Consider the following 15,317-nt stretch of genomic DNA (forward strand, 5'->3'; position numbering starts at 1 on the left):
CATGCCGATTCCCTCTCCCCTCAAATCTCGACGTCTGAGATCCCATAAAGGCGAAACAACTCAACAGGTCATTGTTTTCCAAATTCAATGCGAATGGTTTGCCCTACCCATTTTCACCGTCAAGAAAGTTATACCCAAAAGCGATACCCAAGGGAATTACCCTAATTCAGGCGCAGGGTTAACTGTCTACGAAGGCAAAGAACTACTCATTCTAGACATTGCTCAGCAGATTTTTGGCCATCGACCAAACTCAACCAGTTTTCCAGCAGCAGATTCAGCCACAGAACCACCAGAAGCCACAGAACCATCACAACGAAAACCTGAAGATGGTTATCTGCTGATTATCCGTAACCGCCATGGAGACATTATCGGATTACCCGTCACATCTTCTCCGACCGTACGTCGGTTTGCTGAGTCAGAAATTGTCCCCCTACCTGCCAACTACGCAGTTAAAGTCAATATGCAGTGCATTAGTGGGCTGATTATCCAAGCCGACAACCAGCCAATTCTGTTTCTTTTAAATCCAGATCAGCTGCTACATACTCAACCTTTGCTGCCACCAACCACTTAAATGGTGACCCCAAACGTCTGTACATCCAATAGTGGAACCTAATTAATTTTGGTTCTTAAGTAGCGCGGGAAATTTCGGTGACAAAAAAAGCCAGCATCCAGGAGGCAGGAAAGCGCTGGATGCTGGCTCCTAACTCCCTACCTATCCAGGGTGTCCCAGATTAAACGGATACCCCTAGAAAGTTCCAATTATAGTCAAAATCCATAGCTCTCAATCAGCAGAGCCCAAATTCTTGAGTTTTTAATTAAATCAAGTGCTTTAATGGGCCTGTGTGACCCATAGCACGAGATACTTAAGAAGTCAGATACTGATGAAAATATGTATCATAGACTACAAGTAATACTCTGGCCTGGAAAACTCTTAATCAATCATTACAATACGAGCTTTTTAACATGCAAATTGAGGCTGACTAAGTCATAAAGATGCAAATATTTTTGTGTCTTTATATCTCAAATTTCCGAATACAAGTTAAGTCTAGATGTTTTTACTGTTTCAGAAGACATCTACTTCAATCTACTCTAATTACCCTACTATCAAGGTGATTTATGATTTCCTCAACACCAAAAGCATTATTAAAGCTCGGTTCTAGTCACCAAAAAGTAATCAAATTACAACAGCTTCTCAGTCAAAAAGTAGGACCAATTTCTATCACAGGCATTTTTGACTATGAAACCGAGATTGCTGTCAAAACCTTTCAATCTCGCATGTTTCTAAAACCGGATGGAATTGTTGGATTTCTCACCTGGCAAGCTCTCTACACAAATGCCCCAGTCAATATGCCAACGTTGCGACAGGGGTGCCATGGCAGTGCAGTTGAATCGGTGCAAGAATTGCTCTCAATTGATTTATACTACACTGGCGTTATTCATGGTCAATTTGACCATGAAATGCATCAAGCGGTCAAGCGCTTTCAAGCGGATCAAGGTTTACCCACCACTGGAGTTGTTGATGCCCTAACCTGGCGGTTGCTCAGCGAGATTTAGACTCTCGCTGAGCAACAAACTACGGATAAAGCAGTATGCCGATGGCACCTGCAATGGGAATGATCAGGGCTACCTCAATTTTCCACTTGAGTAGCGCAGCCATGGATCCCCCAAAGATAACGGCTGTAACCAAGTAAGCGACCATGGGTTGACCAAGCTCTAACATAGGCTGGGCAAATGATATACCAGCTACAAAAATCAGTCCAACTACCGCAGGGCGAATTCCTTTGAGGGCTGCCTGGATAGCCAATGACTGTTTAATACGCTGAAGTAAGTGCGAGCAGGTTAACATCAACATCGCTGGTGGGAAAAAGATACCCACTGTTGCCACCAGGGAACCCAAAATACCTTTGACTGAATAGCCAATGGCAGCGGCACTAATCAAAATCGGTCCCGGTGTCAGCTGACCCAGTGCGATCGCATTTGTAAATTCTGGTTGAGTAATCCAGCCATAGGTGTTGACCACCAACTCCTGGATCATAGGAATAAACACATAGCCACTGCCAAACAACAGCAGACTCATGCCAGAAAAGGTGATAAATAAGCGAGCCAGACTATCATCACTGATAAATGGCAACGGCACGATATATAGCACCAAAAAGAAGCTCAGAAATACAAATGAGGCAATAATATCGCCTTTCGAAACCTTGGACTCAGCCACTGGTGCTGGGTTTTCATCCAGGGCTGCCTGTCGCTTCACCTCATTGAAATACCAGAAGTAACCGACAATACCAGAGATGGCCACAATCAATAATGTTGTATAGAAGCCACCCACAAACTTCAAAAACAGGGCAGATATAACCGCAATTAAAATCGCTCGCCAGTTGCGAATCGACTTTATTGTTTTCTTACCCATACGCCAGGCCGCAGCCAAGATAATGGCCACCATAGCTGGGATAAAAGCCATAAAAGCCTTCTCTACCGCTGGGATAGACTCGAATCGCTTAGCGTAGATAGAAAAGATAACCAGTATCAGGTAGGAGGGCAACAGCGAACTAACGCTGGTAACCAGGGCACCTAAATTCCCACGAATTCGATAGCCCACATAGGCAATCACATTGGCGGCCATTGGCCCAGGTAAAACGGCTGCAAGGGAAATACCATCCAGCATATCTTCATGGGTCATCAGCTTACGTCGCTGTACCACAAAGCTTTCTACCACAGAGATCAAAGACATAAATCCGCCAAAGGCGGTGCTGCCGATCTTGAGAAATGTCCAAAACAGGTAGCTAAAGCTAACAGCTTCCCGTTCATTTGCAGATGCACTCGGCCCCTCGGGCTGAGTGGCCATAGTGTTCTTAGTCATGGGTAGTGCAGATAAGATGTGCTATTTACTAACTCAACATGATGGATCGGGATGCTCCCAACCCACCATTGTTGTTACACTCGGAAAATCATTACGAGACAGTGGTCAGCGGACGACGATCCTTAATTGCTTGAAGCAATGCCGCCTGACGCTCACGGCGACCCAGATCTTCTGCATCCATAGTCTCTTTTCTCTCAGCCTTCAGACGCTGATTCTCAGCATCAAACTGAGCAATCTCCTCAGCACTGAAGGTAGCCACATCGTTTGGGGATGTTTGAGTACGCTCATAGCCCAGGGCATCTAGAACATCACCAGCCACCAATTCAAAGATTTTCACATCCTCTTCAGATGCCTGCGTTAAGAACTTTTTGGTATTCTGATTCATGATGGGCTTGGTCACATTGTTCCAGAGAGAGCTGGATGAAGCCGTATTTTTAGCTTCACTGGACTCATGAAAACTCATCATTGAAGGGCTATATTCCACCTCTAGAAACTTACACAGGGCCTTGAGACTTTCCTCAGGAGACCCGGTTAGAGACTCATAGCTGATGCTAAAGAACTGATTTTCATCAAACTTCTCACGCATCTTTAGGGCTGCACGCTGAGCTTTTGCCCAATCCTGTGCAATATGATAGAAGTGCTTTTGCCCAATAACAGCCTTCTTAAAGGAGACCGCTACATCTCTACCATCCCTATATAGGTAAAGATACTTTGCCTTAGGAAGATACTCATTAATCTCGGGCACATAGTGAACATTAGCCAAACTCTTGCAACACCAGGTTTCTGCCCCCCGGGTTTCTGCTAGAACATCGTAAACAGCAGAAAATACAGCAACTAGAGTATTTTGAGTGCAACGGTTGGTGATGTCTTGCCGATCTAAAACAACACCTTCCCAAGGGACCGGATTAAGTTCAATCAGCCGACAAACATCATCAACTAGCTGAGCAAATGTAGATGCATCCGAGAGATCCTCATAAGCAGACATTAGAGGCATTAATCTCTGCAAAATATGTGGTGGATGAGGTGCCTCAATCATAGGTATCTGGTTCAACATTAATCGCATTAAGTTTGAACCAGAACGCTGAGTACCAATCATTAATATAGACATAGCCCTGTTTTACTCCGCAAAAAACTGACTTAAAAAACTGACTTAAGAGAATATAGATCTTTGCAACAATCCAGCAGCTTAGCAGGCTGTACGCCATAGCGTACTACAGCTGAAGCCGGTTAGCAACCCATCAATGCGCTCATTAAGTGTCAACAACTGTTCGTTGTTAAAATAGCGTATGCACAACAACTTAATCGGCATGCAGAGACTCACTCTGCATGCAAAAACCATCTTGAAGAGCAGTCGATCAAAACACCAAGACACCCTTGAGAACCTTACTTATAGCAAGGTGACGCATTTATAAATGCAGCAAAATTGACAAAAACAACCTGCCATCCCAGAAAAACCGTGATAATCGTGATAATCGTGGGAGTATTGCCAGCACAGACAACAACTACTTAAGAAACTTGCTAAAAACAACTAGTCAACAGCAAAAGCAGCTTGTTCATACTCGAAACAGAACACCAGCCGCCTTTGCAACACAAACGCTAACAAATCGAAATAGCCTACAAGCATAGGCTAATTGTCAAAATTAAAACCACTTTCTAGACGGCTATCAGATAGTATAGAAACCCTTAGCCAAGCACTAGAAAAAGGTGTGAAAAGGTCAACAATCTCTCAAAAACACCTAAGTAAGATTTCAATGAGAAAGATTAACAACCATATGGTTTTTCAATATGCTCAACACATTTTTGTATATTTACACTCCCAACGTTTCACACCACAAAAAGCAGCATACTCCTCCAGAAGGAAGAACCTGTACTTAAGCCCATAATAGTCTCAAAACTTATTCCATCAGCCATTTGGCCTAAAGAACATGAAGCTTTTATAGGACTTTAGACTATCTTAAAAATAAACGTTGTCAGTAATAATACCAGCTTTATTTGATTTTTGTTAACTTTGATTTTTTTTCGAAGTTGGTTGCCCTATTCATCTGGGTAGAAAGAACATAGTCCAGGAATACCAAGGATTTCTCCCTGCTGACAATCTGCTCTTATCAGAGTTGCCCCATGACTCGACATTTCTAGAAAACATTGTTTGTTTATCAAGCTCCTGTAGCATCAATACGTTCAGGATTCATGTTGTATTCGATACAAACTATCAAAGCATTTTTACTGATGAGTCAACGCTACTTTTTATACTCTGGAAGAAATACAGAAAACGACATCAACAATTAATTCTGATCGAATAAAAACATTCATTCCATGGAACTGTTGGCAGTTTTTTAATGATTGAGTTAAACAAGTATTATTGTTTAGGCTACGTTAGAGTTTGTGCAGGGACCATAGTTAGAAAATATGGAAAGGGCTTTGACAGCCATGATGCTTGGCAACGATAGCACCCACATAGGAGTGAAGTGGTCACTAAATGCCGCATAGAGCTATTAAAAATTGCGCTGTATAGACTGTAGTGAATGATGTTCTAGTTGCGATCGCTTACCCAAAAAGTAAGTAGCTGCCAGGCATCTACTGTTTGATAAAAGGGCATCTCACTTGAGCTTTTTTTAAGCTCTAAAGGCCGATACTGGCTTCAAGCGAGTAAAGGTCAATGACATCTATGATTAAACGATGTGTATAACTAAAGACAGCAATTTATATGGCTAGAAGATAATCTACAGCCAGAAGGAAATAATTATGTTGAATATATAGATCTAGACAAAAGGAAGTATGAAAAGGCATAGACAAAGGCATAAAGTATTTGTAAATGTAGGCTTGTTTACTATCATTTCATGACGTTTAAAGCTAACCATTCTCAGGGGTTGGTGTCGTAGGGGTGTGCTTCTATTCAGATAATTTTGGCTAACTGATGTGAGGGTTGTCTCTTGCACATGTAGTTTGCTGAGAATGTTTTTAGCTAGTTGTTTTGTTTTGCTCAAACAAAGACTAGCCAATGTTCACAGTATGCTTTGTGGCCATCCCCCATCGATTTCTCACTGGAATAAACTGCAAAAAACTGCTTAATTGGAGAAGAGAAGAACAATCACAGGCGTATGTCCGAGGCTTGTTTTTTCGATTTTTATTGTTGAATGTATTCTGGGTTAAGAATAAAGACGCAAAGGAGATGAACTATGTCTGCAGGTTTAATTGAGCCCCATGGTAAACAGCTAATCAATCGCTCTTTGGAAGGCCATGAGCGTCAGGATACTTTTGAACAGGCGCATGCGCTACCACGTATTACGCTTTCTAAGCGCAACATTGCTGATTTGCAGTGTATTGCAACCGGTATCTACAGTCCCCTAGAAGGATTTGTAAATGAAGCTGACTATAATTCAATTGTTAAAGATATGCGTCTCAGCAATGGACTAGCATGGTCCATTCCTGTAACGCTACAAATTCCTGAATCAGACGCTGAAAAGTGCCGCCTAGATAGCCAGATAGCCCTAGCTCATCCCAATGGCGAGATTCTGGCAGTCATGACAGTTAAGAGTAAGTTCACCCCTGACCAAGACCACGAAGCCCAGAATGTTTATCTTACCACTGAGGATGCTCACCCCGGTGTGAAGGCCATGAAGGCTGAGGGGCCTGTGTATTTAGGGGGTCCCATCTCACTGGTTAATGATATTCCTTACGACAACTTCTTGGAGTATCGTCTTAGCCCTGTGCAGACTCGCCTGGAATTTGCTAACCGCGAGTGGAATACTGTTGTGGCCTTCCAAACCCGTAATCCTATCCACCGGGCCCATGAGTACATCACTAAAACAGCCCTTGAGACTGTTGATGGCCTCTTTATTAACCCACTGGTGGGTATGACTAAGTCTGACGATATCCCAGCAGATGTTCGAGTGAAGTGCTATGAGACTATCATGAGCCTTTACTATCCTAAGGATCGCACCTTGTTGGGTGTTTTCCCCGCAGCCATGCGCTATGCCGGTCCTCGTGAGGCAATTATGCATGCGATCGCACGTCAGAACTATGGTTGCACTCACTTCATTGTTGGTCGTGATCACGCTGGTGTCGGTGACTATTATGGGACCTACGACGCGCAGACGTTGTTCCGCGAGTTCAATGCAGATGAATTGAAAATTCAGCCCGTTAAGTTTGAGCATGCCTTCTACTGCAAACTGACTGGCGGTATGGCGACGGCTAAGACCAGCCCCAGCGCTAAGGAAGATCGCATTCACCTATCTGGCACCAAGGTTCGCGCCATGCTAAGAGACGGAAAGAAGCCACCTGCTGAGTTCACTCGTCCTGAGATTGCGCAGATTTTGATCGATTCTATGCAAGCTCCCGCGTTGAGTGCCGTTTAGATGCGATTTAGAAAATACGCGATCTAACCAAGATCATGATTCAAACAAGTTTGCCTGATATGGGTAAGCTTTAATCTGAGGCAGCCCCCCGTCCATGCGCAAGCTGACGGGGGGCTGCTAATAGTATGTCTGCCCATCACTCCTACGACTGCAAGTGCTTGTGCTCTTAATTGTACTCCTACTTGTTCTATCTAGATTTTCTACGCCAATGCTGGTCGTGGTTAGACTCTTGTTGGCAATGATGTCAGCCTAGATGTCAGCCTATTTCTGGCAAGCACAACAACTTTTAGCTGAGCCTTCGGTAACAAGTTAGTTGGCAGCCAAGAGCAACCCATTAGATCGATCGTTTAGGAAAGCTTTGCAAAAACCATGGCCATTTTAAAGCTTGTTGCAAGTATTAGACCGTCTGTACTGAGCAAAGCATAAAGTTCTGTGGAAGTTAGCAAGCTTATGGACCAATTGTTCTGGCAAGTCCGTAAGAATACAGATAAATACTAAGCTTAAAAATCTAACTATGTAATGCTCAAATCAAGGAAGTGGTTGTCCTGGATTTTACCTGGACTCATATTGATATTAGGAATAGGGTTAAGTCTAGGCCTGCAGGTACACAACCGCGATGGAGTATTTTTCAGCAGCGATGCGGGTTTAAAAGCCCTCCTGGCCCAACAGTTTAGCACTGGCACATGGCAGGCCTCCTTAGAGATTCCCCAACCAACCTGGGTGTTAACCCTCTGGCGACAGGGATTGTATCCCTTTGCACCGCCCTATGCCTATGAACAACAGGGCAATTACTTTATTACCTTTCCGTTTGCCTTTCCAGCGATTACCGCTCCATTTTATGCGCTGATGGGCTACTACGGTTTTTATGTGGTGCCACTGGTTTCCCTGTGGATCATTTGGCTCCGGTTCTGGCAGCTGTGTCGGGTATGGCAAATCCGCTCACGATTCATCGCCCTCAGCTTGGGGCTAATGATTTTGGCATCGCCTCTGACCCTGTATGGAGCCATGTACTGGGAGCATACCCTGGCAGTAGCACTGGCCTTTTGGGGGCTGTCCGGGCTTTTGTTACATGCTTTACCCCAGGGGGCAAACGATCGCATCAGCATCAATGAGGCCCTAGTGAATGGTGCCTGTATCGGACTGTCGGTATGGTTACGACCAGAGTTTTTGTGTATGGTCATCATCTTGGCAGCCATGACAGTGGCCAGCCATGCATCTCGACTACCCAAACGATTATGGGTGATTGTGCCCCAGGGATTAACCCTGGGCTTAGTGATTGCCTTTACCGGGGCGATGGCGCTAACAGTATTGGGCCTACTTGGCGTTAACAGCGTTATTTATGGCCATCCCTTGGGCATCTATGTTTGGCACGCCCCCTTATCCCTTGGGCAAAGGTTCGCTCAGATTGGGCGTAATTATGGGTTCATGGTAGTTTCCCTGGTGCGTTATTTCCCGGCGGTGCTCCTGGCGTTGGGACTGCCCTGGATCATGCAGGGACGAACACGTGCTGCCAGCATGGTGCTGCTAGTGATAGGGGTGACGTTTGCGATCGCAGTTCCCCTGATTGCCCCATCTGGAGTCGACGATCCACAGTGGGGGCCTAGACTGTATCTAATCTTGGTACCGCTCACCGGTTTGATAGTGGCCGCTGGGCTCGATCAACTGTGGCCAGATAGCCCGAAACGCTGGGGTGCTATGGCCGCTGTAGCATTGATGCTAACGGTGGGAACCCATGCCAATCTGGTGAATGGCGGTCTGAATACCTACGTCGATCCTCAAACAAACTCTATTTCTCTGCCCAGTAACCATGGGCCTGTGGCCCCTGCCATTGCCGCCTTAGCCACCTATAACGAACCCTGGGTTGCCATGGCACAGCAGCAGATTGCCCAACAACTCTGGCCCAGTGCGCGATTGAAGACTTTTTTTCGCACCGAAACCGATGAGGCCATTGAGCAGTTAGCGTCAGAACTCGTCAACCAGGGCGAGTCGTCATTTCTATATATTTGCTATGCTGACGTCCCCTGTGCTGCCACTGGCAAAGGGACCCTAACCTCCGTATTATTCAGAGGGGATAATGATCATGACACCGCAATGAGTATATCCTTTAAGTCATTGGGTACCTTTGGTAAATATCCGTTCTATCGCGGACTTATACAGACTAAGCAGTAACCTAAATATTAACGAAACCGTAGTCTAAAACAATAGTTAAAGTACTATCAACTAACCCATACAGGTGAGTTGCATGCAATGGACCTGAACGGTAATTTATATCCCGGTGCTGCTGATCCGAACGATGATTCCATCTGTCAAATTTAGGCTTTTAGCAAGTTTTACGGAGCAATTCATCCTCTAAATCAGCAACAGCTATATCTCCTGTAGATATTTATCGATGACTTATATCTCTGAGCTGGTTAAGCCTCCCCAAGGGCCGCTAAGGATCGCATCTACCCCTGCGAATCTACCCTTTTCTCTGGTTATTCCCACCTATAACGAAAGCAAGAATGTCGGCAAGCTGGTGGCGCACCTGGTGGCGCTACTGGACAATCTGTTGCCAGACCAGTACGAGCTGATTGTAGTGGACGATGACAGCCCCGATAAAACTTGGGAAGTGGCCCAAAAGCTCACATCTCACTATCCCCAGCTACGGGTGATGCGGCGGCAGGAAGAACGAGGGTTATCGTCAGCGGTAATCCGAGGCTGGCAGGTGGCGCAGGGAGAAATTTTAGGCGTCATCGATGCGGATCTACAGCACCCGCCTGAGACCCTGAAGCACATGGTGAACCATGTGCAAGATGGGGCTGATCTATCCGTGGCCAGCCGTCATATTGAAGGGGGTGGCGTCAGTGACTGGAGCCCGTTGCGGCGTTTTTTGTCGCGCGGGGCGCAGATGTTGGGGCTGTTGATTTTACCCAGGGTTGTCGGTCGGGTGAGCGACCCCATGAGCGGTTATTTTATGGTGCGTCGCAGCGCCATTGCTGGCCATACCCTCAACCCCCTGGGCTACAAAATCCTGCTGGAGGTGATTGGTCGCGGCCATGTGGGCGACATTGCCGAGGTGGGCTATGTTTTCCAAGAGCGTAAGGCAGGAGAAAGCAAAGTCACCTGGAAACAGTATGTGGAGTATTTGGGCCATTTGGTACGGTTGCGATCTCAGGGTCGCATTGCCCGCATCCGTCAGAAATTTCCCATCGGTCGATTTTTGCGGTTTGGCCTGGTGGGGCTGAGCGGCGTGTTTGTGGATATGGCGGTGCTCTATTTGCTGAGTGACCCAAGCACCCTGGCCTGGGGGTTAACCCGCAGCAAAATTGTGGCGGGAGAAGTGGCGATTTTAAATAACTTTTTGTGGAATGATGCCTGGACCTTTGCAGACATTTCGCGATCGCAACAGGGTTGGGGAGCCCGGCTCAAACGATTCCTTAAATTTAATGTGGTCTGCCTGTCGGGGTTGGTGCTAAACGTGCTGCTGCTGAACCTGATCTTTAACGTCATCTTTGGGCAGCAATATCGATATTTAGCAAACTTGATTGCGATCGCAGTCGTTACCGCCTGGAATTTCTGGATGAACCTAAAGCTGAGCTGGCGTGTGACCCAAGTGAAGAAAACAAATTCTCAAGAGAAAAGTTAACCACTGCTGGCTTAGTAGAACTACCCTAGCCAGTAATTTTTAGCTTAAATTCTCTCAAGGCTTGATAATGAGCAAATGTCTTGCCACATCACCCCTGAAATTTTCAAGCACCTTTACAAGAAAAACAACAAGGGCTCTTATTAGTCATAGTTTTGTTTTGATTAGTAACAGCTACGGCCATGGGTTCGGAATATTAAACCAGTCTCATGTAATTACTAGACAGTCCTTTTTGAGACTTACCCATGGGTTTACCTATCCTCAAAACTATCTCCGCAACGGTACTGCCAGCCATTGCATTTGATACCTTAGCCCAGGCAACCCAGGATGGGAAAGCAAAGAAAACAGTCAACTACCGTGCTGCTGTTCGGCTAAAAGTAGACGAGCTAATGCAGCAAGGCCTTGAACAGTATCAGGCAAGTCTATTGGGGACGGCCCTTAAAACCTGGCAGTTGGCACTCAATATTTCCAGCGAACTTGGAGATCGACCCGGTGAAGGTAGAGTGCTGGGAAATCTGGGTCTGGTGTATAACAGTTTGGGGCAGTATGAGCGGGCGATTGATTGCTACGAAAAGAGTTTAGCCATTGTGCGTGACATTGGCGATCAAAAGCGAGCAGGAAGAGTCCTCGGCAATTTGGGCAGTGTTTACTTTGGCTTGGGGCAGCAGCAGCGGGCGATTCAACTGTATAGGCAGCGGCTGGCCATTGTTTGTGAACTTGGGGACCAGGTGGAGCATGGTAAAGCACTGGGAAATTTGGGCAATGCTTATTTTGCCCTCGGACACTATGAACGGGCCATTGAAGTTTATTATAAACGACTTGCGATCGCCCGTGAAATTACCGATCGCCATGGAGAAAGCGATACCCTCGGAAATCTGGGCAATGCCTATCTAAAACTGGGGGATTATGGGCAGGCCATCGACCTCTATGGACAACAGCTGGTAATTACGGTTGAGCTGGGTGACCGACAGGGGGAAGGCAATGCTCTGGGGAACTTGGGCGTAGGGTATCGCAACCTGGGACACTATGAAGAGGCCGTAGAATGTTATCAGCAACGACTTGCGATCGCTCGCGAGATTGGCGACCGGCGAGGGGAAGAAAACACATTGAGAAATTTAGGATTCTTGTTTAAGTCTCAAGAACAACCGGAACTGACCATTCTCTTCTATGGGCAAGCAGTGAAGGTACAAGAAGAGATCCGTCAAGATTTCACGGACAGAACCTTGCTCCGGGCCTATACAGAGAAGGTTGCCGATACATACCATGCCCTGGCTGACGCCCTGTTTGAGCAGGGACATATTTGCAAAGCACAACAGATTCTCAACCTTCTCGCAGTTTAAGTCTCCTCAACTTAAGTCTCTTTAATCTGTTTAAGACCAGGGACTAACCATCGACCAAACTGGGCATAGAGGGCGGGAAGCACCAGTAGTGTAAGGGCCGTAGATGTAAACAAACCACCCAACACAACAATGGCTAGCGGCTGTAGAATTTCGTTCCCGGCTCCGCTTGCCAGGGCCAGGGGCAGCATTCCCAGGGCAGAGGTGAGGGCCGTCATCAAAATGGCATTGACTCGCTCTAAAGCCCCCTGGGCAATCACATCTTTGGAATGCATTCCCTGGGCAAATTTTCTGTTGTAGTTATCCACCAGCAACAATCCGTTGCGTACGGCCACACCAAACAGGGTAATAAAACCGATCAGTGAGGCAACGGACATAACACCCCCCGTCAACAGAATGGAAACAATGCCACCCACCAGCGCTAAGGGCAGATTGACCATAATAGCCACAGTGGCCGGTAGAGATTTGACTGAGAAAAACATCAGTACGGCAATGGCAATGGCCGCCAGGAGGCTATACACCAGCAAACTGTTGGTAGCCCGCTGCTCAGATTCAAACTGACCGCCATACTGGATAAAGTAGCCATTGGGCAGAGTCACATTTTGGCGAATCTGGGTCTGAATATCGCCGACAACGCTACCTAAATCTCGCTCGGCTACATTGGCTGATACCACAATCAGTCGAGATACATCTTCTCGATTCACCACATTCGCCCCCATACCGTAGTCTACGGTGGCTACGGTCTCCAGCGGAATGCTCTCTCCAGTGGGTGTGGAGAGGGGGATTGCTCGAATCGCGTCCAGGCTATTGCGAGCAGAGTCTTGAAGACCGACGATAATGTCAATCAGTTGTTGGTTTTCAGGTATTTGGGAGACTATACGCCCGTTTAGGGCTGTTTCCACCAGCTCTGAGATGGCGGCCATATTGAGGCCGTAGGTGGCGGCGGCTTCGCGGTTGTACTGAATGTGTACCTGGCGAATGGGGAGCTGAGGTTCTAGCTGCAAGTCGACTACACCTGCAATAGGTTCGATTACATCGCGCACCTGTTCACCGATACTGCGTAATTCTGCCAGGTCAGAGCCAAAGATTTTGATTGCGATCGCACTCCTCACCCCAGACAGCACCTCATCCATCCGGTGGGAGATAAACCCGCCAATATTCGGTGCCACACCAGGCAGCTTAAGAAACGTCTCCCGTAGTTCTTGCACGCTGGCGTCTCGATCGCTCAGGGCCAGATCACTCAGTTCAATATCCACATGGGCCATGTTCACCCCGGCACCATCTGCATCCCCCGGTGCCCGTCCCGCCCGTACCTGCACCCATTCATATAAAGGGTTGTCCTGGAGAGACGTCGCTAAGGCATTGCCTGCACCATGGGTAATATCCAGTGAGATACCGGGAAACAACACCATGGAGTTCACAAGAGATTTCTCTTGAAACTCGGGTAAGAACACTCTCCCCAGGGAGGGCACCACAGTCACCGTTGCCACCAGTGCCGCCAATGCCCCTGCCAAAATCAGCTGGGGTGCTCTGATGGAGAGATTTAACAACGGGCGGTACAGCCGCTCCACCCAGCGCGATACCCAAGTCCCCTCCTGGGGCAGGGGCTGATTTGCCAGGAGAATCGCACAGAGTGCTGGAGAAAGGGTCATGGCCACCAGTGTGGAGGCCGCAATGGAGAACAGATAGGCCAAGCCCATGGGAGCAAAGATACGCCCTTCCACACCCGTCAGGCTAAAAATGGGAGCAAACACCACCACAATGATCACCGTGGAGAAAATCACCGCCAGCCGCACCTGTACCGAGGTTTCGTAAACCACCTGAAAAGGAGATTTAGGACCGCCCTCGGCCTGGTTGCGCCGTAGACCGCGATAGCAGTTCTCCATATCCACAATGGCGTCATCCACCACGGAACCAATGGCTACCACCAGTCCCCCCAGGGTCATGGTGTTGATGCCCAGGCCAAAGGTCTTCATAAACAACAAACCAATGAGCAAGGATAGGGGAATAGCACTCAGGGTGATAATCGCCGTACGCCAGTTCATTAAAAACAGCAGCATAATCACCGAGACAATGATGATGCCCTGCACCAGGGAGCCGCTGACATTGCGAATGGCAGAGTCAATAAAGTTGGACTGACGGAAGGTACGCACCACCTGCACATCCGTGGGAAAAGTGGGCTGCAAAGACGCCATGACAGCTTCCACAGCCTTAGTGACTGTGGGTGTGTCCACATCCGGCTGTTTGTTGATCATCAACACCACTGCGGGCTGGCCGTTAAAGCTAGCATCGCCGCGCTTGAGGGCTGCCCCGGTTTGCACCTGGGCCACATCCCGCAACAGAATTGGTTCACCGTCCTGAACCTTCACCACAGACTGTTGCAAATCGGCAATGGACTGCACCTGACCGATACCGCGCACCAGCAGTTCCTGGCCACCGCCAATCAGAAAACCGCCCGGCGCATTGGCATTGGCAGCCTGGGCCGCCTTGGTCACATCGTTGAGGGAGAGATTGAGCGCCCGCAGCTGTTCTGGGTCAACTAAGACCTGCTGCTGACGCTCTTCACCGCCGTAAACGGTTACCTGAGAAACACCGGGTACTGAGAGAATCTGGTTGCTGAGGGTGACCTCTACCAAACGGCGTAGCTCCATCAGTGAGGTTTGCCCGGTGTCTTCTACGGTAAAGGCATACTGCAGAATAGTGCCCAAGGGAGAAACGAGGGGAGAAATCTCAGGGGGATGGGTTCCCTCGGGGAGCTGGTTGGCCACCTGTTGCAGGCGTTCTGTAACGGCCTGACGGGCTCTGTAGATGTCAGCGTTTTGCTCAAATATCACCTGCACCATAGACAGACCTACCTTGGAAGACGATCTCACGGTGGTCACCCCTGGCAGACCATTTACGGCACTTTCCATAGGCACCGTAATCTGGGTTTCTACTTCCTCGGGGGCTAACCCAATGGCTTCCGTTTGAATATCCACCTGCGGTGGGGCAAAGGGGGGAAAGACATCCAGCGGCATCTGGGTGATGCTAAACGCTCCCCAAAGGGTGACGATAATGGCCAACATTACGATGAGCCATCGTTGGGCAATGGAGTTTTTTAGGATTCGATCCAGAATCGAGTTCAACATAGTGATCTGAGGGCG

9 protein-coding genes are annotated in these 15,317 nt (G+C 47.7%); 6 read left to right on the forward strand and 3 right to left on the reverse strand.

The annotated features are described in order from the left end of the window. Window position 1 precedes the first annotated feature (1 nt). Together QGP82_RS15065 and QGP82_RS15070 are read left to right on the forward strand one after the other, a co-directional pair. Window positions 2-571, forward strand: coding sequence for a chemotaxis protein CheW (locus QGP82_RS15065; protein ID WP_499060012.1), 570 nt, complete (start codon window positions 2-4; stop codon window positions 569-571). A 545-nt stretch (window positions 572-1,116) separates the two neighbouring features. Further along, entirely contained in the window at window positions 1,117-1,554 is a 438-nt protein-coding gene (locus QGP82_RS15070; RefSeq protein WP_163670837.1) for a peptidoglycan-binding domain-containing protein, read from the forward strand. Window positions 1,555-1,573: 19 nt separating this feature from the next. On the opposite strand, the gene chrA is transcribed toward QGP82_RS15070, so the two are convergent. Further along, complete coding sequence (gene chrA / locus QGP82_RS15075; RefSeq protein ID WP_163670839.1) at window positions 1,574-2,860, reverse strand: chromate efflux transporter; 1,287 nt, start codon at window positions 2,858-2,860, stop codon at window positions 1,574-1,576. 91 nt (window positions 2,861-2,951) lie between these two features. Beyond that, window positions 2,952-3,968, reverse strand: a complete 1,017-nt coding sequence (locus QGP82_RS15080) for a sulfotransferase family protein (RefSeq protein WP_163670841.1) — start codon at window positions 3,966-3,968, stop codon at window positions 2,952-2,954. 2,068 nt (window positions 3,969-6,036) lie between these two features. Between QGP82_RS15080 and sat the strand changes: the two genes are divergently transcribed. From sat to QGP82_RS15100, 4 genes are all read left to right on the forward strand, one after another. Then, entirely contained in the window at window positions 6,037-7,215 is a 1,179-nt protein-coding gene (gene sat, locus QGP82_RS15085; protein WP_163670843.1) for a sulfate adenylyltransferase, read from the forward strand. Between the two features lie 567 nt (window positions 7,216-7,782). Continuing rightward, on the forward strand, window positions 7,783-9,384 hold the full coding sequence (locus QGP82_RS15090) for an LA_3751/LA_3752 family putative glycosyltransferase (RefSeq protein ID WP_499060016.1): 1,602 nt from the start codon (window positions 7,783-7,785) through the stop codon (window positions 9,382-9,384). Window positions 9,385-9,604: 220 nt separating this feature from the next. Continuing rightward, complete coding sequence (locus QGP82_RS15095; protein WP_499060018.1) at window positions 9,605-10,840, forward strand: glycosyltransferase; 1,236 nt, start codon at window positions 9,605-9,607, stop codon at window positions 10,838-10,840. A 242-nt stretch (window positions 10,841-11,082) separates the two neighbouring features. Next, complete coding sequence (locus QGP82_RS15100) at window positions 11,083-12,177, forward strand: tetratricopeptide repeat protein (RefSeq protein ID WP_499060020.1); 1,095 nt, start codon at window positions 11,083-11,085, stop codon at window positions 12,175-12,177. 11 nt (window positions 12,178-12,188) lie between these two features. Here the strand turns inward: QGP82_RS15100 and QGP82_RS15105 are convergent, their stop codons facing one another. After that, window positions 12,189-15,302: an efflux RND transporter permease subunit gene (locus tag QGP82_RS15105; RefSeq protein WP_499060022.1), complete on the reverse strand. Its 3,114-nt coding sequence runs from the start codon at window positions 15,300-15,302 to the stop codon at window positions 12,189-12,191. Window positions 15,303-15,317 lie beyond the last annotated feature (15 nt).

Source organism: Leptothoe sp. LEGE 181152 (genome assembly GCF_032906605.1).
GTDB classification, from domain to species: domain Bacteria; phylum Cyanobacteriota; class Cyanobacteriia; order Phormidesmidales; family Phormidesmidaceae; genus Leptothoe; species Leptothoe turfae.

What these genes read in the sequence shown, in the direction of transcription:
- sat (WP_163670843.1), top strand. Translation starts at nt 6,037, where the DNA reads ATGTCTGCAGGTTTAATTGAGCCCCATGGTAAACAGCTAATCAATCGC.
- QGP82_RS15070 (WP_163670837.1), top strand. Translation starts at nt 1,117, where the DNA reads ATGATTTCCTCAACACCAAAAGCATTATTAAAGCTCGGTTCTAGTCAC.
- QGP82_RS15080 (WP_163670841.1), bottom strand. Translation starts at nt 3,968, where the DNA reads ATGTCTATATTAATGATTGGTACTCAGCGTTCTGGTTCAAACTTAATG.
- QGP82_RS15100 (WP_499060020.1), top strand. Translation starts at nt 11,083, where the DNA reads ATGGGTTTACCTATCCTCAAAACTATCTCCGCAACGGTACTGCCAGCC.
- QGP82_RS15105 (WP_499060022.1), bottom strand. Translation starts at nt 15,302, where the DNA reads ATGTTGAACTCGATTCTGGATCGAATCCTAAAAAACTCCATTGCCCAA.
- QGP82_RS15095 (WP_499060018.1), top strand. Translation starts at nt 9,605, where the DNA reads ATGACTTATATCTCTGAGCTGGTTAAGCCTCCCCAAGGGCCGCTAAGG.
- QGP82_RS15065 (WP_499060012.1), top strand. Translation starts at nt 2, where the DNA reads ATGCCGATTCCCTCTCCCCTCAAATCTCGACGTCTGAGATCCCATAAA.
- chrA (WP_163670839.1), bottom strand. Translation starts at nt 2,860, where the DNA reads ATGACTAAGAACACTATGGCCACTCAGCCCGAGGGGCCGAGTGCATCT.